Annotated in this window: 16 protein-coding genes; 13 read left to right on the forward strand and 3 right to left on the reverse strand. The window is 59.3% G+C overall.

What is annotated here, in order from left to right:
* The first annotated feature begins 1446 nt into the window (after nucleotides 1–1446).
* On the forward strand, nucleotides 1447–4650 hold the full coding sequence (locus Pan181_RS24825; protein ID WP_231943697.1) for a hypothetical protein: 3204 nt from the start codon (nucleotides 1447–1449) through the stop codon (nucleotides 4648–4650).
* Nucleotides 4651–4720: 70 nt separating this feature from the next.
* On the opposite strand, the gene Pan181_RS24830 is transcribed toward Pan181_RS24825, so the two are convergent.
* Nucleotides 4721–5086 carry a winged helix-turn-helix transcriptional regulator gene (locus Pan181_RS24830; protein ID WP_145251533.1) on the reverse strand — a complete coding sequence of 122 codons (366 nt, stop codon included), beginning with the start codon at nucleotides 5084–5086 and terminating at the stop codon, nucleotides 4721–4723.
* Nucleotides 5087–5180: 94 nt separating this feature from the next.
* On the opposite strand from Pan181_RS24830, the gene Pan181_RS24835 reads away from it, so the two are divergent.
* The 10 genes from Pan181_RS24835 (at nucleotide 5181) to Pan181_RS24880 (ending at nucleotide 20279) form a co-directional block, all read left to right on the forward strand.
* On the forward strand, nucleotides 5181–5612 hold the full coding sequence (locus Pan181_RS24835) for a cupin domain-containing protein (protein WP_197528691.1): 432 nt from the start codon (nucleotides 5181–5183) through the stop codon (nucleotides 5610–5612).
* Nucleotides 5613–5942: 330 nt separating this feature from the next.
* Entirely contained in the window at nucleotides 5943–6932 is a 990-nt protein-coding gene (locus Pan181_RS24840; protein ID WP_145251537.1) for a DUF1559 domain-containing protein, read from the forward strand.
* A gap of 16 nt (nucleotides 6933–6948) precedes the next feature.
* A complete protein-coding gene (locus Pan181_RS24845; protein WP_197528692.1) occupies nucleotides 6949–7413 on the forward strand; it encodes a hypothetical protein in 465 nt (154 codons plus the stop codon).
* A gap of 12 nt (nucleotides 7414–7425) precedes the next feature.
* Nucleotides 7426–8445 (forward strand): ABC transporter substrate-binding protein, encoded by a 1020-nt coding sequence (locus Pan181_RS24850; RefSeq protein ID WP_145251541.1) that lies wholly within the window; start codon nucleotides 7426–7428, stop codon nucleotides 8443–8445.
* Nucleotides 8432–9481, forward strand: a complete 1050-nt coding sequence (locus tag Pan181_RS24855; RefSeq protein ID WP_145251543.1) for a FecCD family ABC transporter permease — start codon at nucleotides 8432–8434, stop codon at nucleotides 9479–9481. The genes Pan181_RS24850 and Pan181_RS24855 overlap by 14 nt, the downstream gene beginning before the upstream one ends.
* Nucleotides 9478–10485 (forward strand): FecCD family ABC transporter permease, encoded by a 1008-nt coding sequence (locus tag Pan181_RS24860; RefSeq protein WP_145251545.1) that lies wholly within the window; start codon nucleotides 9478–9480, stop codon nucleotides 10483–10485. The genes Pan181_RS24855 and Pan181_RS24860 overlap by 4 nt, the downstream gene beginning before the upstream one ends.
* A gap of 6 nt (nucleotides 10486–10491) precedes the next feature.
* On the forward strand, nucleotides 10492–11277 hold the full coding sequence (locus Pan181_RS24865; protein ID WP_145251547.1) for an ABC transporter ATP-binding protein: 786 nt from the start codon (nucleotides 10492–10494) through the stop codon (nucleotides 11275–11277).
* 30 nt (nucleotides 11278–11307) lie between these two features.
* On the forward strand, nucleotides 11308–12099 hold the full coding sequence (locus Pan181_RS24870) for a class I SAM-dependent methyltransferase (RefSeq protein WP_145251549.1): 792 nt from the start codon (nucleotides 11308–11310) through the stop codon (nucleotides 12097–12099).
* Between the two features lie 164 nt (nucleotides 12100–12263).
* A complete protein-coding gene (locus Pan181_RS24875; protein ID WP_145251551.1) occupies nucleotides 12264–13511 on the forward strand; it encodes an MFS transporter in 1248 nt (415 codons plus the stop codon).
* Between the two features lie 321 nt (nucleotides 13512–13832).
* Nucleotides 13833–20279 (forward strand): hypothetical protein, encoded by a 6447-nt coding sequence (locus tag Pan181_RS24880; protein WP_145251553.1) that lies wholly within the window; start codon nucleotides 13833–13835, stop codon nucleotides 20277–20279.
* Nucleotides 20280–20288: 9 nt separating this feature from the next.
* On the opposite strand, the gene Pan181_RS24885 is transcribed toward Pan181_RS24880, so the two are convergent.
* Nucleotides 20289–21662: a sulfatase family protein gene (locus tag Pan181_RS24885; protein WP_145251555.1), complete on the reverse strand. Its 1374-nt coding sequence runs from the start codon at nucleotides 21660–21662 to the stop codon at nucleotides 20289–20291.
* A gap of 298 nt (nucleotides 21663–21960) precedes the next feature.
* Here Pan181_RS24885 and can point away from each other — a divergent pair, with 298 nt between their 5' ends.
* Both can and Pan181_RS24895 read left to right on the forward strand, forming a co-directional pair.
* Complete coding sequence (gene can, locus Pan181_RS24890) at nucleotides 21961–22605, forward strand: carbonate dehydratase (protein WP_145251557.1); 645 nt, start codon at nucleotides 21961–21963, stop codon at nucleotides 22603–22605.
* A 429-nt stretch (nucleotides 22606–23034) separates the two neighbouring features.
* Nucleotides 23035–24702, forward strand: coding sequence for an FAD-dependent oxidoreductase (locus tag Pan181_RS24895; RefSeq protein WP_197528693.1), 1668 nt, complete (start codon nucleotides 23035–23037; stop codon nucleotides 24700–24702).
* A 4-nt stretch (nucleotides 24703–24706) separates the two neighbouring features.
* Here Pan181_RS24895 and Pan181_RS24900 read toward each other — a convergent pair whose 3' ends face one another.
* The gene (locus tag Pan181_RS24900; protein WP_145251561.1) at nucleotides 24707–25654 is read right to left on the reverse strand and encodes a DUF368 domain-containing protein; all 948 of its coding nucleotides are present in this window, start codon (nucleotides 25652–25654) and stop codon (nucleotides 24707–24709) included.
* Between the last annotated feature and the right edge of the window lie 235 nt (nucleotides 25655–25889).

The raw sequence follows: 25889 nt of genomic DNA on the forward strand, positions 1-25889 counted from the left end.
GGTTTTGAGGAGGCATTACTACGAATCCCCAGAACCCCAGGCTGCTGCGCGTGAACACCTTCGCGCAACTCACCCAAGCGGCCGCCATGGTCGCAACATCTTAACGATTGGTGAACGGGAATGCAAAATTCGCCAGGCAGATCTTCAAGCGGGTTACCCCTGGCAAACTAGGCAATTTTCGATCGATAGGCCCCCCTTCCTAGTATCTTACTCCCCCACTTTGGGTGGAACGGTGGCTGGATAGCAGGGAATAGATTCCCAATTTACCCACCGATGGGAAAATTGAATCTGCACCCACTCTACAAAACCAGTGGTTTTCGCGCCCGAATAGATTCCCATTTCCCAAAACGCATCGAGTGGGAATCTATTTTCTCGGTGGGAATCAATCGCAAGTTGTTTGTTAGCAATGAGTTGCATCTACACCTCCGCGGAAAGTGCCCAAAATAGATTCCCATGGGTGGGAAAGTATTTTGGGGAGGATTCAGGATTCGGGGATCAGGGCTCAGGGAAGTTCGGATTGGGGAATGGGGAATGTCATCTTGAGGGAGCTTCCAGCGACTGAAAGATCTAGCCTACCGCTTGCAGCCTAAAGCCTAGAGCCAATAAAGCTTCCAGCGACGCAGCCCCACCACCGCATTGCCATCCGCGCAGCGGCGAACGCCCACGCCGGCAACCATTCGCCTGCGCGTCGCTAGAAGTCGGACGTAAAAACCAGCGTTACATCTCCATCACCTCCAATCACTAAAAGCCGACAGCCTTTAACACCTGTCCATTGGAACACTTCAGGTGGCCAATTCCTAGCGAAAACCGCTCAGAATCTCTCCTCAACATCGGTGCAACTAATATAAGTCGACCGAGAACAAACAAGAGTCCGCGGTCTTCAATTCACTAGAGAGTCATATCTCTAAGTGCTCCGTAGAAAACACCATCTTTGGCGCCCACGATTCTGCACGCGTAAGATAGCCCCCCCCACCAGCGGTACACTCTAGTTCTTTTTCACTGCGCATCACCTCGGCAAACCACAACACAGAACGCCGTCTTAACCACAACTTCATACTAGACGTTTTCATCCAATTTCGGACTACCACACTCTTCCCACAAATCCAGTAGTTTAGCACCACTCCCAACACTCACCACAAACCACTCGCAGTCTCACACCCCACCCAATCCATTCAATTAGCAGCCGTCCCGTGAATTTCCTGCACTCGCTCTATTGCACTACCCTCACACCCGTACCTACTATAGATCTAGCGCTTTATTACTACCCTAATTTTACGCTAGAACAGAGAGCATCAGGTGGGGACCCCAAATCGGCAACGAAAGCTGCACTTCCAGCAGCTTGAGGCTAAGTGTCTACTCAGCAATTCGTCCATTTTCGATGGCTGGCACTCCGCCGTCTTCGACGACGGCTATTCCGGTGATCTCACGTTTGAGTTTTCCCGGGACGTGGCAACGGTGACCCCGGACTCCACTTTGGTCGAGGCGAATGAGCCTCGCTATGGGGACGACCGCCTGGTGGTAGGATCAGAGGGCTACACGGTCGTGCTCTCGAATCTCGGCAGTGCTCAGCTTACTGGATCGGGATGGGACCACGATGGAACAACCCCTTTGGCGGTACTCATCGATCATACCTCGAAACAGATTTACTTTGTAAAAGGCGATGACTTTCAGGTCGTGAGTAGGACGAGTTTCGGGTCGGATATTCTGAAAGGAAGCGTCTCCGGTTATTCGTACGAGCCACTAGTCTGCATCGTCCACGAAGGTCTCGTTGTGTTTTGCGCAACCCGGTTTCGCGAAGAAGCGGGCAGTTACATCGAAGAAGGCATTTCATTTATCTACACCCAAGACTATGGGCAAACCTACCATCGGGTGGCTCAAGTAGGTGGCGGATACGATGTACCGGCCATTGAAGGAGGGGTGACGGATGGCCTCGACCGAGTGAATGACTGGTCGTTTTCCAATGCTTTTCCCGAAAAGTCGGCCGACGATCAACTAGGTGCTTGGTTCCCCTGGGCCGACTATCTGTACAAAGAAGGCAATCCACACGGGGGACAAATCGGGTTGTTTCGCGCCCGACGCGAAGCGGTCGGCGAACTATGGGTAGTCGAACCGAATGTTACCGTATACGAACGCTGGGAAGTGGCAGACTCTGGCGGGTTCCATGCCCACAGCGCTGGCATGTTCACCGATGGCATGGTTTCGTTCTGGGGCGATGTGGACTACCGAAACAACATGACGCGTCATGTGGCGGAAGATCTCGAAAACTATACGACAACCACCTGGACCACCGATACCGAGTTCCACGGGGGGTGGAGCGCCAGCGACGACAAAGAATACGTGGCTGGCAATCAGGGGGCTTCTACCGCGCCAGGACCGGTTTACGGAGAGGTGCTGGTCGCTGGAGACGTGCAGCCCGAGATCGTCATGAGCATTAACGCTCCCACCCAAGAGGGCGAGAATGTTACTATCGAAGGCCTGCTGGCGTCTTACCCCGGGCGAAAATCAGGCAATCAGTTCACAGGGCGCGAAGCAATCTGGATCCATTATCTCCCCGGACGGGGCTACGTGGTCCGGGAAACAGAGCGAGGTGGATTACTGGAAGGGGGTGGTGCCACCTATTACTCTTCCGATGGAGTGAATTGGACTACTCTGCTGAACTACAACCTTGCCAAGTCGTTCCTGTACGGCGACTACGTGATCCAAGGTGCTGTGGGAGAAGTCGTGGCCATGAGGCTCGAGTCGCGGGCCGAAGTGTTTTCGCCGTTGCTCATCAATCCAGGGGGCACCAACCTGATGGATTCGACCTGGGAAGCCTTGTCGCAGCCCAGCAGTGGCAACACGGTGCGGCAGGTGAACTACGTGGATGGATTGTACGTATATGCCGACAATGGTCAGGCACTGTCTCCCCAACCCGACACGCTGCCGCCGGTCATGTCGTCGTCGCCGATGTATGAGATCACGGTTACGAACACTTCGGTACGCTCCTCGCTCGGACGATTCGATATCGCGGGATTGGTCAGCGACAATGATGAGAACCATTGGTTTACGAGTTGGGTTTATCCGCTCGACAACAGCGGCGTCCTGCAGTCGGCTTATTTCCCAAGTAACTCGGGTTCCGAACGTGGCGTTCGGTGGGTAGCCAACGACGATTGGTATCCCGCCTACACGTGGGGCGTGCCCAACTCGTCGTCCACAGGCGAGAGTGAACAAACCATGCAGTTCATGGCAGCCGGCGCGTCGCGTTGGCTCGTTGCGGGCGAAGGCCTGGTCGAAGACATCTCGCCGACCTACCCGCTGGCTCCCGAGTCGACTGGTTCGGACGAGATTGCCACCGTCACCGGATTCACTACAAGCGACGCTTGGACCATCGGCATGGTGTTTGGGCTGCCGCAAGTTGCTTCGTTCTCGCTATACACCGAGTCGGCAGTGGCTGGTACGTATCGCCCCATCGCAACTCTGTACCAGGACGAGTTCAACTACATCGAGGTGAACTTTGTACGCTACTCGAAGTCGGAGTGCGTACTGACTCTCGATGTTTACTCTGATGGCACACTGGCCGGCAGCGTGGAGTTCGACCCCATCTACATGGACCTACTCGATCACGCTCAACTGGCGATCGCGTCGAGCGACTCAGGCGTAGAGGCCACGCTGTTTCTGCCCCGCTATACGTACGGGGTACAAAGTGCGAGCAACGCGAGCCTTCCTCATATCAATCCCAATCAGGTAATGCTGAGTCGCAATGCCACTGGCGATGTGGTTTCGCCCTTGGAGTGGTTCTCGGTAAAAGTAGAACCCGACGACGCCCTCTCGCAGGAAATGCGTGAGCTGTTTGTGGTGGACGATGCCATCTACTCGGTCACACCTTGGCTCGCTGGTGACTTCAACCTGGATGGGGTCGTCAACCTGGGCGACTACACCTCGTGGCGCGACACGTTTGGCATGACGGTCACTCCTTGCTCCATGTCGGATTGCAACCTGAACGGAGTCATCGATTCCGGCGACTACGCGATCTGGAAGACAAATTATGGCAAACTGGAAACGGCAAGATTCTTGACTTCCCTCTCCAGCAGCGAATCGACGGACACCGATCCCGAAGCCTCGGCAGCGGTTGCCGCCGTGGTGGGGGGAACGACGGTGGCCGACACGTCTGCGGAAGATACTTCAGTGGCCGACACATCCGTTGCCGCCACGTCCATTGCTGACACAACGGCAACTAACACCTCTGGCTCAGATACGTCGAACATGGAACCATCCATCATGGATGCTGGCGTTCCCGAGACCTCGGCAGCGGAGACTTCGGTGGCCGATACCTCCGCTGTGGAGACTGCGGTGGGAGAGTCGTTTGTGGTGGACACAACGCTGGACGCGGTCGATGCACCTGTCGGTAGTGCTCTGCCGGGGCCATTGGATCTTGCTCATGCACGCTGGGAAAAGAGCACCTCGGACAATCAGTCGAGCATAGAAAAACGCCCCACAGTGTTCTCCGACGAAGACACCTGGCCGCTGCTGTTAGCTCCTTCGACTCGGCGGCAGATGCAACAAAGCCTCGCTTCGCTGAGCGAAGCTCGCGAGCTTGCTTTCGCCGAGCGCGATGATTCAGTGCTCGCCACCGAAGAGTTGTTGCCTGGCTTGCTGCCCGGCGTGTTGTAATCGATCGAAGGTGTCCTTTCGCCTGCAACCAAGTTCAGCGTTCGCTCTCCACCATGGCGGGGGACAATCGTCACCCCTTGCGCTTGCGGGCCATCACTTCATCGGGATCGCGGGTGGTGTTGGGAAAGTGCTGCTCTCCCCAACGAGCAACGCTGGCGACTATTTTGCGCAGCGCCTGCCCTTGCTCGGTGAGCGTATAGATCGCCTGACGGCGGTCGCTTGGGTCTTGCTCACGCGTCAAATAGCCTAGCTCGGTGAGCATCTTCAAGCGGTTGGAGAGAATGTTCGACGCGATCCCTTCGGGCGAGTTCAGGAACTCGTCGAACCGCTGCTTGCCGAGCACCAGATCACGGACCACCAGCAAGGTCCACTTGTCGCCGAGTAGATCGAGCGTGCAGGCAATCGGGCAATCGGAACGACGGGCGGAAGACGACATAAAACTTCACTTGCATATCGCAAGCTATCTAGATAAGCTGGATCACATCACTTGCATTTCGCAAGCGACTTTCCAGCCGATGGAGGTACCTTGTATGCGACAATCCTACGAACATGTGACCGTGGGGCCAATGACCGATTGGATGCGATTTCGGTTTCAGCTCCGCGATTTGCCCCCTGCGCCAAAGCGTTTCCTGAAAAACGAGCTTTCGCTCTCGGCCATGGAGATCTCGGTGAACTCGATGCCAGCCGGGGCGGCGATGCCGTTTTTGCATAAGCACCGCAAGAACGAGGAGGTGTTCCTATTCCTGACTGGCGAGGGGGAATTCCAGGCCGGCGACGATCTGCTGCCGGTGACTCCAGGGTTCTGCATCCGCTGCTCGCCCGAAACGCCGCGCTCGTTCCGCAATACCGGCGACGTGCCGATGGAGTACGTGGTGATCCAAGCCGAGTCGGATAGCTACACCGGGCAGGGCGAGACTAACGATGGCGAGCCGGTGGAGGCCAAGCCGGCGTGGATTTCGTAGCCAGATCCATCCGGGCGTTCGTTGCGGATGACCGATGAGTAGAAAAGGTTTCTCCCCACACACTTGGGGGGTCGAGCTGCCAGGCATGCTATCGCCTGGCGGCTTGTTTCATGCGCGTCGCGTGTCGAGCAGCTGGACTCGTCTGTCGCCTGGTTCGACACCTTGGCTCTGTGCTAGCGGGGGCTAGCGAGGGGGTGCTATTCGCAAAACCCACACGTCTAGGCGACTCCGGACAACCGCACCATCTGGCACGCAAATTGCTGAGGGAGCTGTTCCTCCAATTAGCCGAGCAAAACGGCTCCTACCGCGATAGAGACGAAAGGAACAGTAGTGTCGTCCACCAAAAGAGGATTCACCTTAGTTGAGTTGCTGGTCGTGATTGCGATCATCGGCATCCTGGTTGCCCTGTTGCTTCCAGCGGTACAAGCCGCCCGCGAAGCGGCCCGGCGCGTCCAGTGTACCAATAATCTCAAGCAGCTTGGCTTGGGCTTCATGAATTACGAGTCGGCCCACGGCGGGTTCCCCCCGCGTCGCTGGCAACGAGCCGACGAAGGCCGCACCGGCTGGGGCACCTTCATTCTGCCGTTCATGGAAGAGCAAGCGATCTACGATCAGTACCAGTGGGAGTACCACTTCTACGATCCCCAGAATAAAGCAGTGGTCGAAACTCCGCTTGAGACGTTTGTCTGTCCTAGCGTGTCGCGCGACGAGCCTATCGTGTGCGGCTCAGGCGACAATCTTGTGAATGGCTGGATCGACTACCTGGTGCCCAACGGCATTCGCACGCCCGAGAATGGCTTTGCAGTAAACTTCCCGCAGTGGGAAAGCTCCGGCAACGCCCACCAGGCGCTGCTCGATAGCACCAACACCGCCGCGCTGGCCAATGGCAACGAAGGCCGCGCCCCGCGCAAGTTGCGCCAGATCACCGATGGCTTGTCGCACACGCTGCTGGTGAACGAGACCGCGGGCTGGCCACAACAATGGCACGCCAACACCCGCCTGGAGGACTTCGCGAGCATGGGCACCCGCGGCAGCTGGGCCGCCTGGCAATCGTTTGTGTACTCCACATCGACCCACGATGGCGAAACCAATGCGTTCCAAGGCGACAGCGGTAGCTTCTCGACCATGGGCGACTTGGCCGACTGCGGTATCAACTGCAACAACAAGTTTGCTGTTTACAGTTTTCATCCCGGTGGTGCTTTGATTGGTTTCTGCGACGGCTCGGTCCGCTACGTCAGCGAAGAACTCAGCGGACTAGCGTTCGCTCAGATCGTGGCAATCGACGACGGACTTGTGATCAGCGACACGAACGTGCAGTAGGAAACGCGAAGACACCATGATGGAACCTTCATTGAAAATGACCCGCCGACCAGCGGTGGCGCTGCTTGCTTGCGTGACGCTGCTGGGATGGATTAGTGGATGCTCCACACCGGAACCACCTCCCGGGCCGGAACCTTATCCCGTGAGCGGTAAGGTGCTCTACAAAAACAAACCAGCGGTCGGTTTCTCGGTGGCCTTTCACCCGATGGATAAATGGGAGGGGGCACAGTTCGCCCCTTCGGCCATGACCGACGCCGAGGGGAACTATACGCTGCACTCCTACGGAGAGAACGATGGGGCCCCCGCAGGGGAGTACCTGGTGACCTTCACGTGGCCCAAGGAGATACCAGCCGAACTGTCAGACGACCCTCCCGAGACGATCGACCAGCTCAGGGGAGCCTACAGCCGCAAGGGCCGCTCGAAGTTCATGGTCACCGTTGAGCCTGGCGAGAATCAGCTCGAACCTTTTGAGTTGAAGTAAACGATCGCTGCCATGAAAACTAAGGTCATTGTCGCTGTACTGCTGTTGCTGTTCGGTTGGGCGTTTGTCGAAACGGGGCAGCTTGCGGATCTGGCGAGTCGATTCGTCCGCCCGCCGGTGAAGACCACCGAGCGGCAAGTCGAGATCGTCGAACAGACGCCCGAGTACCGGTTGGTAAAACACCCGCTCGGCGAAACGCGCGTCCCGCTCCGGCCGCAGCGTATCGTTAGTCTGACGAACTCGGCGACCGACAGTCTCTGTGCGCTCGGCGTGAAGCCGGTGCTGATTACCATGTCGCTGCGACTCGATAGTCGCACTCCGTACCTGGCCGAGCAACTCGCCGACATCCCCAAGCTTCGCTACGGCGAGGCGGTCGACCTCGAAGCGGTGCTGGCGGCCAAGCCCGATTTGATCTTCGCAGGCACCTCGCGCGACGGGCGGTTGTACAACCAGCTTTCGAAGATCGCCCCCACGGTTTGCGTGGCCTCGAGCACCGCGGCCGACCGTGAGATTCGCCTGCTCGACGTCGGCGAGACCATCGGCATGGCCAGCGAAGCACAGCAGCGGCTCGACCAGTACTACGAGCACGTTGCAACCGCCCGCGAACAACTAGCGGTGCAAACCGCGGGTCAGCCAGTGAGCTTCTTGCGTTTCCGCCGCAACACGTGCGTCATCTACACCCGCACCACGATGTTCGGGCCGCTGTTGTTCGACCAACTGCAACTCACGCCCGATCCCGAGATGCCGCAGGTCATGACCGGCGGCGGGTGGGACGTGCTATCGGTCGAGCGACTCTCGAAGCTACGCTCCGAATACATTTTTATGGTGGTCGACCGCGATAGCGAGATCTATCTGGGTCGCGTGAGCGATACGCCGATCTGGAAGAACATTCCCGCGGCGGAAAAGGGACAGGTGCATCGCGTCGCTTCCGGCACCTGGCTGAGCGGCGACGGGGTGCTGGGGTGCGAGGCGATTATCGACGACGTCATCCACGGTGCTACGAAAGGGCAGGGGACCGATGCCAACAAGTAACGCCCACCCGACCGTCGCCTCGCGAATCGCAATGAACTGGACCACGGTCCCGCTCGGGCTGCTCGCCATGCTGCTCGGCATTGGCATGTTTCTGCTCGTCGGCGATGTCTCGATCGACGCCCGCACCACGTTCGACGCGTTGTTTGCTCACGACTCGCAACAAACTGCCCACGTGCTGATCCGCGACTGGCGACTTCCTCGGGCGATAGCCGACCTGCTGGTCGGCGCGTCGCTGGCCATCGCGGGGGCAATCATGCAATCGATGACTCGCAACCCACTCGCCAGCCCTGGCATCATGGGACTCAACACCGGTGCCAGCTTCGCAACAATTGTGGCCGTGGTCACCGCTCCCACCATCGGCCGACCGGGGCTAATGGTTGCCGCCGTGGCTGGGGCGACGCTCGGCGCCGCGCTAGTGTATGGCATTGGTTCGCTCTCGCGCGGGGGACTCACTCCGGTGCGACTCGCACTGACCGGCGTCGCCGTGTCGACGTTGCTCGGCTCGATCGGTAGCGGCGTGATGATCTACTTCGAACTCGGCCAAGACCTCACGCTCTGGTACGCCCGCGGAACGCAAAACGTGCAGTGGGACGACGTCGCCATGCTGCTTCCTCTGTTCGCGATCGGGCTGGTGGGCTCGCTTGCGTTAGCGCCGACGCTCAGCGTGCTGGCGCTCGGCGAGGAGGTGGCTCGCAGCCTTGGCCAGCGCACCATGCTGGCCAAGCTGGCAGGCACGGTGATCGTGCTGATGCTGGCCGGCGGCAGTGTGGCGGTCGCTGGCTCTGTGGGTTTTGTCGGGCTGATGGTACCTCACATCGTTCGCATGCTGGTTGGTCACGATCAACGCGTGGTGCTGCCGATGGCCGCGCTTTCGGGCGGGTTGTTCCTGCTGGCGGCCGATATCGTCGCCCGACTCGCCACTTCGCCCTATCGAGCCGCGGTGCCGGTGAGCGTGGTGACTTCGCTGCTGGGGGTACCGTTCTTCCTCTATCTGGCTTGCCGGCGCAACGCTTCCGCGCGAGGAGGCACCCTGTGACCCGTGCCACGCGATTGCAACCGCTGCTGCTCCTGGCACTCATGGCCGCCGCCCTGGTGGTGGTGTTTGTCGTCGGCCTGCACCTCGGCACCACCGAGCTGAGCATGTCGCAGGTGATCGGCGCCCTGCTGCACCAAGGGGAATGGACCGAGCAACTCGTGGTGCTCGAAATGCGCCTGCCAAGGCTGGTGCTGAGCTGTTTGATCGGGGCAACGCTCTCGGTCTCCGGCGTGCTGCTGCAGGGGCTCAGCCGCAACGAGCTGGCGAGCCCCACCACGGTAGGCGTCAACGCCGGCTCAGGGCTCGGCATCATGCTCGCGTTGGTGCTCGCTCCGATGACCGCCTTACGACAACCATGGATTATGCCGCTCGCTTCGGTAGGGGGGGCGATGCTGATCACGCTGCTCGTGTTCGCACTGGCCTATCGCCGCGGCTCGGTGCTCCCTTCGCGATTGCTCTTGGTCGGTATCGCGATGAGCTATGGCTCGAGTGCGGCGATGCTGCTGCTGTCGCTTCGCATGGACTTCGTGACCCACAGTCGAGTGGTGTCGTGGATGTCGGGCAGCATTTCCGGCGGCAATTGGAAGTCGATCTACTGGCTCGCTCCTACGTGCCTGGTGCTGATGGTTGTTGCGTTCAGCCGCGCCAGGGTGCTCAACGTGATGTCGCTCGGCGACTACACGGCCAAGGGGCTCGGCGTGGGAGTCGAACGCCAGCGGCTAGCCGCGCTCACCCTGGCGACGATGATGACCAGCGCGTGCGCAGGAGTCGCGGGACAGATTGGCTTCCTCGGGCTGGCCGCGCCGCACCTGGCCCGGCGACTCGTTGGGCACGACCATCGGGTGCTGTTGCCAGCGGCCGCGCTTAGCGGGGCGTTCCTATTGGTGCTGGCCGATAGCTTGGGTCGCCATTTGTTCTCTCCGGTCGAGATTCCCGCAGGCGTGTTGGTCGGCATTCTCGGCGGCAGCTACTTCCTTTACTTACTGGCCAAGACCAAAGGTTAACCTGCGATGACGCTACTGGAAGCCCAGGATCTGTCGCTTGCTTACGAAGACGTGCAAGTGATTCATGAACTGTCGCTGCAGATTCCGCCGCAACAGATTACCGCGCTGATCGGACCCAACGGTTCGGGCAAGTCGACCCTGCTTCGCGGGCTGGCCAGACTCATGCGTCCGCAGCAAGGGTGCGTTTACCTGGATGGCCATGCGATCCATACCCAACCAACAAAGCAAGTCGCGCGACAACTCGCCATGTTGCCGCAACGCGCCAGCGCACCGGGCGGGCTGACGGTTCGCGAACTAGTGGCCTACGGGCGGTTTCCCTACCAAGGATTCCTCGGCGGGCTCTCGGCCGACGACGAGCAGCAAATCGACGACGCCCTGCACCAAACCGGTATCGATTCGCTCCGCGATTGCTGCCTGGGCGAGCTGTCGGGCGGGCAGCGGCAACTGGCGTTGATCGCCATGGCGCTAGCGCAAGACACCGAGCTGTTGCTGCTCGACGAGCCGACCACCTTCCTCGACATGGCCCATCAGCTCGAAGTGCTCGAAGTACTCGAGAAGCTGCACGCGGAGCAACAGCGAACCATCGTGATGGTGCTGCACGACATCAATCAGGCAGCACGTTACGCCAGCCATATGATTGCGCTGGTCGATGGGCAAATCGCCGCGAGTGGTTCGCCCACCGAGATCCTCACCCCTGAGGTGCTCGCCCGCGTGTTTCGCATCGAAGCGATGGTGACGCGTCGCGAAGACACAAGCACCCCGTATTGCATCCCGCTGAGAAATCTCAGTTAGCCTTTGTTTCCTTTTGAATCGCGACTACCGATGGCAACCTTGAAAACGGCCGACGAACTAAAGAGCATCTTCCAGGAGGGCTGGAACATTCCCGAGCGGGTCGAAAACTACTCGCGGGGCGTGAAAGAGTTTACCGAGGGACCAACGCACGTTGCCTGGCGCGACACGCTGGCCGCCGCAGCCGGCGGCACCGCCCCGCTCGACGTGCTCGACGTCGGCACTGGGCCAGGCATCTACGCTTGCTTGTACGCGCAAATGGGGCATCGCGCCGTGGGGCTCGACTTCTCGGAACGCATGCTCACGGTCGCCCGCCAGCGAAAGGCCGAGCTGCAGCTCGACTGCGAGTTCCTGATGGGTGATGCCGAGGCCCCTCCGTTCGACGCGGAGAGCTTCGACGTGGTGTCGAGCCGCCATGTGCTGTTCACGCTGCCGCGCCCAGGCGTAGCGATTCGCGAGTGGGTTCGCGTGCTGAAACCAGGAGGACGACTCATCCTGATGGGCAACGACCACGACGAGTCGCCGAACACCCCACCGCGCCGGCGGGCTACGCAGCTTTGGAATCAGCTCCGGCGACGGTTCACCAAACGCCCCGCCCGCCGCTGGAGTCCCGCCACAGGGTACACCGACGCGCTGGCCCAATGCCCGCTCCGCCGACATGGTTCGCTAACGCTGCGGGCGGTGATGGAAGCGGCCGGCCTCGACGACATCCACCTGCACCCGACCGATTCGATCGAGCAAGCCCGTCGGCAAAGCCCCACCAGCAAGACCCGGCAATTCGTCGCCGCTGGCAAGTTCTTTATCCTTGTCGGTCGCAAGCCGTAGCACTTGCTTCAGCGGCCAGCCTACTTGCAGATTGCCGCCATGCTTGCCAGGCGAGCGAGGTTGCGGTCTAGTGCTATATTCTTTCGTCCCCCTCGCGATCGTGCCGGGGGCGAATTTATTGACGCGCTGTTTGCCCTGTTGCTGTCCGAGCTTGTATTCGCCCGATGATTGTCCGCTTTTGCCTGTACTCGGTTCTCAAGAACCTGCGATTCTCCGATCCGTTCCTGGCCATCTATCTGATTGAGCTGGGATTCTCGTACGCGGAGATTGGCGGGCTGCTCGGCTTCGAGAAGTTGGTGACCGCGCTGCTCGAGATTCCCTCGGGCTACATGGCCGATCATTGGGGGCGGCGGCGGATACTCGCCATTTCGTTCTTTTCGCATGCGGTGGGCCTCTCGATCCTGGCGCTCGGCGCCCTGTCGGACGTGCCCGCGTTGCTGTGGTTCTTCCTGGGACTCGGCATCTACGGCGTCGGCGAGGCGTTTCGCACCGGCAGCCACAAAGCGATCATGCTCGACTATCTCGACGTCGCCGGGCGGGGGAGCGAATCGACTGCGGTGCTCTCGCTCACTCGCACGTTCTCAAAAGGGTCGTCGGCCCTGGCTGGCGTCGTGGCCGGTGGACTACTTTACCTGCTGAACGACTACAGTGCGCTGTTCTGGCTCTCGGCCGTCGCGGCTTTGTTCGGCTGTGGGCTGGTTCTCAGCTACCCCAAGTACCTCGAAGGCGAAACGGCCCGCCAGCGCAAGGAACCCGAGAAAACCATCGACCCGCACGAGTACAAACTGGGGGCCATGCTCCGCAACCCAAAAATGTGGCCGCTGTTGGTTCGCTCGGTGGTTTACGAAAGCCAGGTCGAGGTACTGCTGAAACTGTTCTTGCAGCCGTTTCTGTACCAGGGGCTGACCGCCGCAGGGTTGCCGATCGGAGGAGTCGACGCGGCAGCGAAACGTGGCACCGGTTCGCTACTGGTCGGCGTGAACGAATTGTTTCGCGATAGCCTGGGTGCCGTGGGAGCGAAGAACAGCGCCCGCGCCGAACGACGCTTTGCCGATCGCCGGAGCGTGCTACGGATCATCTACTTGCTCACCACTGTTGCGGTAGCAGTGCTCACCCTGGCTGCAGTCGACGCTTCGCGGTTCTCGCTGGTGCTGGTGGGACTCGCAACGGTGGGGGCCCTCACTTTTTTGCAGAACTTGCGGCGACCGATCTTTGTCAGCGAACTGAACGAGGTGGCCAACAAGCCATTGCGGGCGACCATCCTGTCGATCGACAGCCAGGCCCGCAGTTTCATGGTCGCTGCCCAATTACCGCTGCTCGGTCTTGCGGCCGACCACTGGGGGCTGTGGACCGTCGGGGCGATCACCGGCGTGCTGATGCTGGTCGGGGCGTTGTTCTACAGCCGAGGCTAGCACCAGCAGCGATGCCGCCATGGCTTGCACCGCTTCCCCGCGCGGAGCTTCGAGAACCCAAGTCCACGAAATAGCCCGAAACGAGGGAATTTCAGGCAAAGTCGACAGATTTTTGCCCCCTTTTGCCAACCGCCGGCACTTGCAGACGTAGGAAACGGTCGCAAGTTTAATTGGCAGTTTCTCGGAACTATTGCGGCCGACGCCGCGTCTAGATTCCAGTGGCCCCTTCAAGGGCTACACTTGGGGGTGTCCCCTCCTAAACCTACCTGCGACGCTTCTCCCCACCAGCTTGGCACGTGTCGATCGGAAAGAACCTATCTCATGAGAACATTCACGCTACTAGCGACTCTAGCCGCGGTGACCTTTGCCGGTTTATCGACGGCCACTTCGGCAACAGCGGAAGACGAAATCGGCTACGTCGAAACCTTCGCCCTGGCCGAAGACCGCGAGAAGGTGCTCGAACAACTCATCCCAGGCACCGAAGAGTATTACTTCTATCACACGCTCCATTACCAGCTCACCGGGCAGCACGAAGCCCTCGAGCAGATCATGGCTAAATGGCGCAACCGCATGCGCAACTCGCAGCTTCGCGATTTGATCGTGCGTCGCGAGCAGATGCTGGCCTACGACGAGAATCCTCAGCAGACACTCGCTTGGCTGCAACGGGAACTGAACCTGCACTTCAGCCATCAGCGTGATCGCGAACCGGGACAGAAGCCCGACTTGCCGACCGTGCTCGATCCCAAGCTCATCGATCGCGATGCGTTCATCGAGCGGGCGATCCAAAATCAAGACAACTTGAGCCAGTTTCAAGACTCGGCGTTCGACTGGCTGCTTCGCGAGGGAGGTGTCGAGCTGACATCGAATCGCCGCCGGGCGTTGCTGTCGCGTCTCGACCGCCCCGACTACGATGGCCTAGTCGGCCTGGTGCTGGCCGATCTGCAAACCAAAGAGAGTCGTGGCTTCGGCGAGTTTCCGATCCACGGCCAATTGCTACAAGCGCAACTCGATCAATTGGTAAAGAAGAAGCCCGACCTGCTGAACAACAGCAACTTCATTCAAACCTATCTCAGCAAGCTCGCCCCTTCGGCCGACGCCGATCCGAACGATCCCGAAGTAATGCTAGCCCACTTGCAGCGTTTGTGGACCGTGGTCAGCAAGCTCGCCCCTGCGCACAACTCGCTCAAAGCACACGTGCTGTACGCACTGCTCGACCAGCAACGCGAAGCGGGCAACTACGATCGCCAGTTGTTCGAGACCTACTTGCAACTGCCTCGCCCGCTGCCGTACATGGAGCCAAAGTTTCTGAATCGCGACGAGATCCGGCGGAACATGGTGAACCTGAACCAGGACTTCGCCCAGGTGACCTTCTGTCCTCCGATCGGCGACGACACCGAGTTAGTCCGCGACTTCCTGCTGCATTTCCTACTCAAGCAGGATAGCATCGCCCCCTGGGACCAATGGGTCCGCGACACGTTCCTGAAGCCGCTGCTCGCCGAAGCCAAGATCGTTGCTGGAGCCGAGGATCGCGAACGCTGGGCGTCGATGCTCTCGCCGGCTGCTTACCAGGAGCTGAAAGATCGGGTCGATATCGATCTGGTCGTGACCAACCCGCTACGCTTCGAAGTAGACGACGACGTCACGCTGGTGGCCGACATCAAGAACGTCGACAAGCTACTGGTGAAGGTCTACGAAATCAACGCGCTCAACGTCTACCTGGCAACCTCGCAAGAAGTTAGCACCGGGCTGGAGCTCGACGGGTTGGTAGCCGGCGCTGAGCAGCAGTACGAATACAAAGAGACACCATTCCGGCGGGTCCGCCGCGAGTTTACGTTCCCTGAACTCAAGGATCGCCGCGGTGTGTGGATGATCGAGTTCATCGGTGGCGGCCGCAGCAGTCGAGCCCTCGTGCGCAAAGGGGGGCTGCACTACCTGTCTCGTCCTGGTGTGGCCGGCACCGTGCTCACGATCCTCGACGAGCACGATCAACCGGTCGAAGGAGCCACCGCCTGGCTCGGCGGAAGCGAATACAAGCCCGACGAACATGGCACCGTGCTGATTCCCTATTCCACTTCGCCTGGACGCCGGGCGATGATCCTGCGAGCAGAGGATGGCTTCGCCTCGCTGGCCTTCTTCCAACACCCGGTCGAAAAGTACACGCTCGATGCAGGGTTCTTCGTCGATCGCGAAGCACTCCGGGTAGGTGGCGAAGCACTGCTGCTGGTGCGCCCCGACTTCCGCGTGAATGGAGTCGCGGCTCCGCTCGACATCCTCGAGCAAGTGAAGCTGTCGATCACCTCGACCAACCTCGATGGCGTTTCGACCACCATGGAGGTGCCCAACTTCGAGCTGCATGCCGACAAGGAAAGCGAATACAAGCTTGCGGTACCTCCGCAGCTGAAGACGCTATCGTTCCAGTTGTCGGCAACTGTCGAGCAAGTGAGCACCGGCCAGAAAGTGAATCTGGCGGCCGGGGCGAATCGCATGCTGAACGAGATCGACCAGCAGATGCCAACCTACGACCTGCACTTGAGCTGGCTCGAAGGCAACGCGGTGATCGAAGTGCTCGGCAAAAACGGCGAATGGCTGTCCGACCGCCCAGTGCGATTCACGCTGGAACATCGCGACTTCAAACAACCTTTCGGCATCATGCTGAAGTCCGACGAAGCAGGTCGCATCGATCTCGGCCCGCTGCCTGGCATCGTGAAGGTAAAGGCCTCGGCCGACGGAACGCAGAACAGCGAATGGGACCTGACGCAAGTGAAAGATTCGCACAGCCGACCGGTGGTGCTCAACGCGATTGCTGGCGAACTGCTGCAGATTCCGCACGTTGGTAGCAGCGATCGACTCACGCGGGCCGACTACTCGCTGCTGAGCAATCACGGCACGTTCGTTGCCGACGAGTTCGGCAAGCTGTCGCTCGTCGGTGGCTTCCTGGTAATCGAGGGACTCGAACCAGGCGATTACAGCCTGAAAATCAAACGCGAAAACCGCGTGATTCCCATCCACATCGTCGCTGGCAAGCAGGTCGGTCCGTTCGCGGCCGGCGATCGTCGGATCCTCGAGACCGCCCATCACATGCCGCTGCACATCATCGCCGTGGTTGAGGACGAAGACGACTTGGTGATCAAGCTGGCCAACGCCGGCCCCGAGACCCGCGTGCACCTGCTCGCGTCGCGGTTCGATCCCGCGTACCCGCTACGGGGAGCACTCGGCGGCGCCTACGATCCTCCGCTCAGCATGATTACTCGCTCGTCGCAGCGCAACGTCTACCTGAGCGGCCGCGACATCGGCGACGAGTATCGCTACATCCTCGAACGCCGGAGCGAAACGCCCTACCCGGGCAATATGCTCGAGCGTCCCGGGCTGCTGCTGAACCCGTGGGAAATCCGCGACACCAGCACCGGCAAACAACAAGCCCAACAAGGGGGTGACTACGCCGACAAATCGGAAGCCGAAGCCGCCATGGAAGAAATGGCCCGCTCAAACCAAGGCATTGCTTCGCAGAATTTGGCCGATTGGTCGAATCTCGACTTCCTGAAGAGCGCCGGCGTCGTGCTGGCGAACCTCAAGCCCGAGAAGGGTGGCACGCTGCGAATTGCCAAGTCGCAACTCGGCGATCGTCAGGACCTGCACGTGGTAGCGATCGGCGCTACCGACATGGCGTTCCGTCACGTGTCGATGCCGGACGCCGAAGCGAAGTTCCGCGACCTGCGTCTGGCAACCACTTTGGAGCTCGACAAGCACTTTACCGAGCGCAAGGAAGTCGCCCTGCTAGCACCTGGCGACACGCTGAAGATTCCCGACGTGCGTGCTGCCGAAATGCAGGAGTACGATACATTGGAATCGATCTACAGCTTGTACGTGACCAAAACCCACGACTCGGTGCTGAATGAGTTTGCCTTTGTGCTGAAGTGGGATTCGCTCACTACGGAGCAGCAGCGTGCGAAGTACTCGAAGTACGCATCGCACGAACTGAACTTCTTCCTCAGTCGCAAAGATCCCGAGTTCTTCAAGCAAGTGGTACTCCCGTACCTGGCGAACAAGAAGGATAAGACCTTCCTCGACCATTACCTGCTGGAAGACGACCTGAGCACCTTCACCGAACCCTGGCAGTACAGCCGGCTGAACATCGCCGAACGGGTGTTGCTGGCCGACCGCCTGGGGGGCGACGAGCGCGACGCGACCAAGCGGGCGCTCAAAGAGCTATTGGATATGATTCGCCCGAATACCGAGCAGCAGGAAGCCGACTTCTTTATGGCATTACGAGGTCGCTCGCTGTCGAGCGGTGGAGTCGCTGGCCAGTTTGAAGAAGCGAAAGCCGAAGCATCGTTGGTAATGAGAGATGGAGATGCCGATGAAATTACCAGATTCCGCAGCAGCCTTTCCCGCGGTCAGGCGGCAATCAACAGGCCTGAACCAACTGCTGGGGCTGCGCTCGCTACCGTGAGACCGATGGACGCTCCTGCGGTGAACGCGATGGAGCGACTCGTAGAGTCTCGTGATCGAATTGCCGATGCCGAAGCACTGGCAGATCGCAAGCTCGCCCTCGCCAAGAAAGACTCAGGTGTCGTCGCCTTCGACGGAGCGGAGGGAGCGTTCTTCGGGTATGGCGGTTTTGGCGGCGGTGGTCGTGGAGCAGAGTTCGACATCGCTCGACGCAGCCAAGTGCGTGGTTTCTATCGCAAGATGTCTCCTGTGAAGGAGTGGGCCGAAAACAACTACTACCATGTGCTCATCGAAAACCAGGGAGCCGACCGGGTGCTGATGAACGCTTTCTGGTACGACTACGCGAAGTACCTGGCCGAAGGCAAACAGGGCCCGTTCCTCTCGGAGCATATCGCCAAGCCGACGAACAACTTCACCGAGATGATGCTCGCCCTGACGGTGATCGATCTTCCGACCAAGGCGGATAAGCACGAAGTCACCACCGACACGGCCGCACTGGAGCTCAAGGCCGGCTCGCCGATGATCGTGTTCCATAAGCAAATCGAAACGGCACCGATCAGCGACGACAAAACACCTGTGCTGGTTGGGCAGAACTTCTTCCGTCAAGACGATCGCTTCATCCAAGTCGATGGGCAGCGTCGCGACAAGTACGTGACCGACGAGTTCCTGCCAGGCGTCGTGTACGGCTGCCAGGTGGTGGTCACCAACCCGACCTCCGCCACGCAGAAGCTCGACGTGCTGCTGCAGATTCCCGAGAAAGCCCTGCCAGTCGCCGGTAGCAAACGTTCGCAAAGCGTGTCGATGCAACTCGAACCGTACGCGACGAACAAACGGGAGTACTATTTCTACTTCCCCCGCACGGGCGACTTTGCTCACTATCCCGTGCATGTCGCTCGCGACGAAGCCCTGGCCGCCTGGGCCGATGCGTTCAAGTTCCACGTCGTGGAGCAACTGAGCCAGATCGACAAGGCGTCGTGGGACTACGTGTCGCAATGGGCGACCCCGGCCGAGGTGATGACGTATCTCGAGCAGCACAATCTGCAGCAAATCGATTTGAATCGAATTGCCTGGCGGATGCGCGACCTCGATTTCTTCAACCAAACCATCGACCTGCTCGCCGACCGGCACGTCTACAACCCGCTGCTGTGGAGCTACTCGATTCACCACAACCAGCTCGGTCGCTTGCAAGAGTACTTGCGGATGAACGACGTGCTGCTCCGCCGACTCGGCGATCGCATCGACTGCACGCTGGTGACCGTCGATCCCGTCGACCGGCGGTGGATCCAGCACCTTGAGTATAGCCCGCTCGTCAACGCTCGGGCGCATCGCTTGGGTCGCGATCGCAAGATCGTGAACAGCTCGTTCCGCGAGCAATACCAGCGAGTGCTGAACGTCTTGAAGTACAAGGCGGAGCTTACCAACGAGGACAAGCTCGACATCGTGTATTACCTGTTCCTGCAAGACCGCATCGGCGAAGCCCTCACCTGGCTCGACAAGGTCGACCTGAAGCAGGCAACTCCGCAGTTGCAGCTTGATTACCTGCAGTGCTATGCCGACTTCTATCGCGAGCAACCGGAGGAAGCCGCCACGATCGCGAAGAAGTACGTCGACTACCCCGTGGATAAATGGCGCGAGCGATTCGCCAACGTGCTATCGCAAGCCGGCGAGATCAGCGGGGCACAAGTGGCCGATAGCGATCGCGAGGAAGACGATCGCGAAACGCTGCAGGATCAGCTTGCTTCCACCGAACCCGCTTTGTCGGTAAAGGTCGAGCAAGGTCAGGTCGCGATTACCTACCAGAATCTGCAAGAAGCCACGGTGAACTATTACGAGATGGACCTCGAGTTCCTGTTTAGCTCGAACCCGTTCGTCGAAAGCGAAGGACAACGGTTCGGGGTGATCAAACCAAATCACACCCAAACCGTTTCGCTCGAAGCCAATGGCGACTTGGAGAAGGTTGAGATCCCGCAGCAATTCGCCGGCAAGAACGTGCTGGTCGAAGTGGTTGCCGCGGGTCGACGCGTCGCTCAGCCGTACTACGCGAACAACCTGAAGGTGCAGATGGTCGAGCAATACGGCCGCCTGCAAGTTCGCCATGCGGAGAGCAACCAACCGCTGTCGAAGGTCTACGTTAAAGTCTACGCCCGCACGCCGGAAGGTCCGCGGTTCTATAAGGATGGCTACACCGACTTGCGAGGCAAGTTCGACTACACCAGCCTGAACACCGACGACATGGGGGGCGTCAGCGAGTTCGCGGTGCTCGTGATGAGCAACGAACATGGGGCGATCGTGAAGACCGCCAAACCACCGCAGCAGTAAATCGCTTTGCTATCGTGCGGAGGGAGCATCCTTCGCACGCTCCACCTGGTACCGTTCGATCATCTCGGCCAATCGGTCGGGATGATCGTCGGCCAGGTTGGTGGATTCGTTTGGGTCGTTCGACAAGTCGTACAACTGCCATGGCTGGTTGCGCCGGCGGACGATCTTCCAATCGCCATGCCGTACTGCTTCCCAGACTCTAGCGGAGTTCGATCCCCACACCCAGTACAGTGTGCGAGGCTCCAAGTTGGCTGGGGGACTCTTCCCCATGAGGAGCGGCCAAACATCGCGGCCATCCACCTCCTCGGGCACAGCCGCTGGGGCCTCGCCACCTACCAAGTTGGCAAACGTCGGCATCCAGTCGACCACGTGCATCGGAGTCGTCATCTTCTGCGGCTTCAGCACGCCTGGCCAGCTAGCCAGGGCCGGCACCCGCATGCCCCCTTCGAAGGCTTCAGTCTTGCCGCCGCGAAGCGGCAGGTTCGAACTAAAGCCAGCTTCGAGTCGTGGGTCGGGCGGGGGATAGTTGCCGCCGGAGTAGGTGCCGTGGATGCCACCGTTGTCGGAAGTGAACACGATGAGTGTGTTGTCGCGCTGCCCGGTCTCTTCGAGGGCGGTGACCATTTCGCCTATCGCGGAGTCCATGTGCGACAGGGCAGCGGCAAAGAATCGCCGATCGATATTCTCGATGTGCTCGTTCATCGCGTGCCATTTCGGGTCGCCTTCGACAATCGGCGCGTGCACTGCATTCAGGGGAACATAAAAGAACCAGGGCCCTGATTCTTTGTGCTCGCGAATCCACTTCACGGTTTCGCCGCAGGTGAGGTCGGTCGCGTGACCGGTTTCTTCGATGAACTCGAGATTGCGATGCCAGGTTTGCGTGTACTTGGGATTGTTCAGCCGGTAGCGATGGTCGTACATGCCGATCGCCCCGGCCAGTGCGCCGTGCGAGTAATCAAAGCCATGATGGTTGGGTCCCCACTTCGGCAGCGAGCCCATGTGCCATTTGCCCGACATGCCGGTCGAGTAGCCCGCCTGCTTGAACATGCGAGCCATGGTCGGGGTGCCGATCGCGTAGGCCTGGTCGTTGCTGGCATGCGTCGCATGCAACCCAAAGCGACTCGGATACCGCCCGGTCATCAGCGCAACGCGCGTGGGAGTGCATTGGGGCTGCACGTAATGGCAATCGAGTTCGACCCCTTCGCGGGCCAATCGGTCGAGGTGCGGCGTACGCAGCTCCGAGTTGTGATAGCCTACGTCGTTCCAGCCTTGATCGTCGGAGACGATCACCAGCACGTTCGGCCGCTGAGGTTCGGTCGCCGCGGCCCCCAATAGTGCAGGGAGGGCAACGGTTAGTAAGATTGCAGGTGCGATCGAATGCATGCGTTCGCCTTCGTACGGAGAACCCGGCACCGAGCTTCCGCACAAAGAACAGCGGAATCGCTCACCGAGTGAATGGCCATGAGTCGCTAGCCAATTGTAAGCCCTGGAATCAGCCGCGGCGGACCGTTTTGGCTCTGAAGTGAGCGATGAAGCCGAAAAATGGGCCAAAAAGTAGTATTCCACATTCCACTAATTCGACAAGTCGTTTTGACTCGCACTGCTATAGTGTTTTGCTGTGGAGACAGGGACCACCGCACGAAGAGGAACCGAGATCCCTGGCCATCGATGGAGCAAGTTTATGCGTGTACTGCCTGAACTGATCGAAAACAACAAGATGTGGGCCGCCAGCGTGAACGACGCCGACCCCACGTTTTTCGAACGTCTGAGCAAGAATCAATCGCCGGAGTACCTGTGGATTGGTTGTTCCGATAGTCGCGTGCCGGCCAATCAGATCGTGGGACTCGACCCGGGCGAGGTGTTCGTTCATCGAAATATCGCCAACGTGGTGGTCCATACCGACTTCAATTGCCTGAGCGTGCTGGAATACGCGGTCGCTGTACTCAAGGTGAAACACATTATTGTTTGTGGCCATTACGGCTGCGGCGGCGTGAAAGCGGCCAGCGAAAATCATCACCTGGGCCTCATCGATAACTGGCTGCGCCATGTGCGCGACGTGCGTCAGAAGCACGAAGCGTTGCTCACCACCTTTCAGCCCGACAGCGTGCGGCTCGATCGTATGTGCGAACTGAATGTGGTGGAACAGGTAAACAACGTCTGCCATACCTCGGTCGTGCAAGGCGCCTGGGAAGCAGGTCAGGAGCTAGCCGTGCATGGCTGGATTTATCGCCTGGAAACCGGTTTGATCAGCGACATGAATGTCACGGTTACCAGCCGCGATGAAATTGCCGATGCGTACCGCGTGGCCACCAATCCCGTGGCCTAGCGCAACACCCTCCATCGGGTGGTGGCCAAAAAACGTTGTGGTAATCGCCTGCAGATATGATCTAATAGTCCGTAGTCGATCGCGAGTGATCGACTACGGGCTGTTTTTTTTGGCAGCTCGCCGTGTAAGTCGGTAAAGTCGTGGTCGGTGTTCAACCTCGACTTGCCAAACAATCGACGTGATCGACCTCCACAGGGAGTGATGGGGTCCGAAGCGACGATCGCGTTGCAGCGGTAACCAGCCTCGCCATCGCCGGCGAGTAGCTGGCACTCACGTTGCGCGATGCGTCACGATCGGCATCCCTGCACCCCCAGCGGTGGAGTGGTGTCGCCCGAGGGGGGCAATGGAAACCTTGGTTTCTCCATGGCTTCTCCCTACGGTCCTCCACCCTGACTCGAAAAAGCCATGCATCGCACAAGTTTAACCATCATGAAAACGCTCGCCCTGCTCGCCATGACGTTCACGTTGGTCGTCGGCAGCCACTCCATCAGTCTAGCGGCCGACAACTCCGCTGCCATCGAAGCCGAACTGGTAGTCTATGGCGATACTTCCGGGGGAGTCTCCGCGGCCGTGCAAGCGGCTCGCATGGGACATCGCGTGGTGCTGGTCTCTCCGTATGGCCATCTCGGCGGCATGTCGAGCAGCGGCCTCGGTTGGACCGACATCGGCAACAAAGCCATCCTGGGGGGCATTTGCCACGAGTTTTACCACCGCATCTATCAGCATTACCAACAAGAATCGGCCTGGAACCATCAGCCGCGAGAGAAGTTCAACAACGTCGGGCAGGGGGTCCCTGCGCTCGACGAGAAGACCGAGTTGGCCTCGACGTTCGAACCCAAAATCGCCGAGCAGGTATTCGACCAACTGATCGCCGAGGCTGGCGTGACCGTCGTCGACGGGCGACTCGCCGAGCAGCAAGGCGCGGTGATGAGCGACAACCGTCTCACCGCGATTCGCCTGGAGGATGGGCGCGTGCTGGCTGGCCGGGTGTTTGTGGATGCCACCTACGAAGGCGATCTGTACGCCCAGGCGGGCGTGTCGTTCTTTGTCGGGCGGGAATCCAACGAGCAGTACAACGAAACCGGCAACGGCATCACCGGCCCACTCGGCGGCAATCAACTGCCCGACGGCATCGATCCCTACATCGTGCCTGGCGACGCATCGAGCGGCCTGATCGCCGGCGTGAACCCCACGATGGGTGGCCCCGTCGGCAGCGGCGACCAACGCCTGCAAGCGTACTGCTACCGGTTGGTGCTCACCGACTTGCCGCGAAATCGGGTGCCGATTGAAAAGCCGGCGGACTACGACGAAGCAGCGTACGAGATCCTGTTTCGAGCAATCGAAGTGGGGCAAACAAGCCGCTTCTTCAAGTTGGATTGGGTACCGAATCGCAAAACCGACTCGAACAACGCCAGTGGTATTTCGTTCGACTACATCGGCGGCAACTACGGCGACGACTGGAACTGGACCACGCTCAGCTACGCCGAGCGGGAGGAAAACGCGGCCAAGCATCGCGATTGGCAGCTCGGCCTGATCTGGACCTTGCAACATCACCCGCGGGTGCCGGAGTCGGTCCGCCGGCGATACCTACCGGTGGGACTCTCCAAGGACGAATTCGCCGACAACAACCACATACCCTATAACCTTTACATCCGTGAAGGCCGGCGCATGGTGTCCGAGATGGTGATGACCGAAAACCACTGCCGCAACAAGCTACCGATCGACGATTCGATCGGCATGGGTGGCTACACGCTCGACTCGCACAACATCCAGCGATTCGTGCATAACGGGATGGTCAAGAACGAAGGGGACATCCAAAGCCGGATCAGCGGCCCCTATCGCATCTCTTACCGCGCGATTACCCCCCGCAGAACCGAGTGCGACAACCTGCTCGTGCCAGTCGCCCTATCGGCTTCGCACATCGCCTACGGTTCGATTCGCATGGAGCCAGTGTTCATGATCCTCGGCCAATCGGCCGGTACCGCCGCTTCGATGGCCATTCGCGACGACCTACCGGTGCAAGAAGTGCCTTACACACAGCTTCGCGAGCGGTTGTTGCAGGACGACCAGCGACTCGAACTGCCCAACAAGAAGTAACCCACTAGCCCTTCGCCGATTTGCGATTTTGCGCCAGATAGTCGGCCACCAACACAAACGCGAAAGAACCAACCGCCAGCGCTAAGCAATAGATCACCTGGGTATTAAACTCAGCAGGCCAATCGGGGCGAGTAATGCCCTCCGGCGCGTCGGCTACCTGATTTTGCCAGGGCCAGATTTTGGCCAGCGAACCGAGCATGAATCCACCTAACAACGAGATGGTTGGCACATAGAACCGCGAGAGTAACGCCTTGAGAATCTTGCTAAACACCAGTAGCCCAATCAGACATCCCGACGCAAACACCACCAGCGTGGTGAGTTCGTCGCGAGTTAGTTGACCAGCTTTCAGGTGATGCACGATCTCGATGATTTGATGATATTTACCCAAGAGCAAGAGGATATACGAACCGCTGATACCTGGCAGAATCATCGCACAGATGCCCACGGCCCCACATCCAAACACGTAGAGCAGGTTGTCCTGCGGTTGGAGATACCCACCCAGTACCAGCCAGGTGGCCAGACAAGCACCGATGATCGCCATGATCACGCACTGCGTTTGCTGTGCGGGGGTCTTCGGCCCCACGAGTCGTAACACCAGAATGCCAGAAGCGAGAATAAGCCCGAAGAAAACCGACATGGTTAGCTCGGGATATTCATCGAGCAAGTGATGAATCACGCCGGAGAGCAGTAACACACTAGAACCAATCCCCAAGACCAACGTGAGGAGAAAACGCAGATCGAGGTACTCGGCCGCTTCCCGCCACTTGGCGGACTTTAGCAAGCCGAAAAGAGTACCGTCTACATGGCTAATAGCCGTAAGCAGACGAGGATAGATACCCAACAACAGCGCGACAGTCCCCCCCGAAACGCCGGGTACGATGTCGGCAGCCCCCATACACAACCCACGCAGTACGTTCGCGACGTCTTTGATTATCGAATGTTTATCGGCCATGTCGTTTTCGGGACAAATGGTGGATGTAGGTGTGACCGTAGGGGGTTTAGAGGAATCGGTCGGGCGAGGTCGAAATCTTTTAGATTGACCGCAGCCGAGAAACGATATAAAATCCTACGCCATCATAGTTTACGATTATTGAGTCATTAAATCCGGGCGGTAGCAGTATTGTCAATTTCCCGAGCTGTAACGGCAGGGAAATCACTTAGCCACATGTCGAACACGCCGTTTCCAC

The sequence above is a fragment of the Aeoliella mucimassa genome (genome assembly GCF_007748035.1).
Lineage (GTDB): Bacteria > Planctomycetota > Planctomycetia > Pirellulales > Lacipirellulaceae > Aeoliella > Aeoliella mucimassa.

Coding starts and splice junctions, on each gene's coding strand:
- Pan181_RS24830 (WP_145251533.1), bottom strand. CDS start 5,086: ATGTCGTCTTCCGCCCGTCGTTCCGATTGCCCGATTGCCTGCACGCTC.
- Pan181_RS24835 (WP_197528691.1), top strand. CDS start 5,181: ATGCGACAATCCTACGAACATGTGACCGTGGGGCCAATGACCGATTGG.
- Pan181_RS24845 (WP_197528692.1), top strand. CDS start 6,949: ATGATGGAACCTTCATTGAAAATGACCCGCCGACCAGCGGTGGCGCTG.
- Pan181_RS24850 (WP_145251541.1), top strand. CDS start 7,426: ATGAAAACTAAGGTCATTGTCGCTGTACTGCTGTTGCTGTTCGGTTGG.
- Pan181_RS24855 (WP_145251543.1), top strand. CDS start 8,432: ATGCCAACAAGTAACGCCCACCCGACCGTCGCCTCGCGAATCGCAATG.
- Pan181_RS24865 (WP_145251547.1), top strand. CDS start 10,492: ATGACGCTACTGGAAGCCCAGGATCTGTCGCTTGCTTACGAAGACGTG.
- Pan181_RS24870 (WP_145251549.1), top strand. CDS start 11,308: ATGGCAACCTTGAAAACGGCCGACGAACTAAAGAGCATCTTCCAGGAG.
- Pan181_RS24875 (WP_145251551.1), top strand. CDS start 12,264: ATGATTGTCCGCTTTTGCCTGTACTCGGTTCTCAAGAACCTGCGATTC.
- Pan181_RS24880 (WP_145251553.1), top strand. CDS start 13,833: ATGAGAACATTCACGCTACTAGCGACTCTAGCCGCGGTGACCTTTGCC.
- Pan181_RS24885 (WP_145251555.1), bottom strand. CDS start 21,662: ATGCATTCGATCGCACCTGCAATCTTACTAACCGTTGCCCTCCCTGCA.
- can (WP_145251557.1), top strand. CDS start 21,961: ATGCGTGTACTGCCTGAACTGATCGAAAACAACAAGATGTGGGCCGCC.
- Pan181_RS24895 (WP_197528693.1), top strand. CDS start 23,035: ATGAAAACGCTCGCCCTGCTCGCCATGACGTTCACGTTGGTCGTCGGC.
- Pan181_RS24900 (WP_145251561.1), bottom strand. CDS start 25,654: ATGGCCGATAAACATTCGATAATCAAAGACGTCGCGAACGTACTGCGT.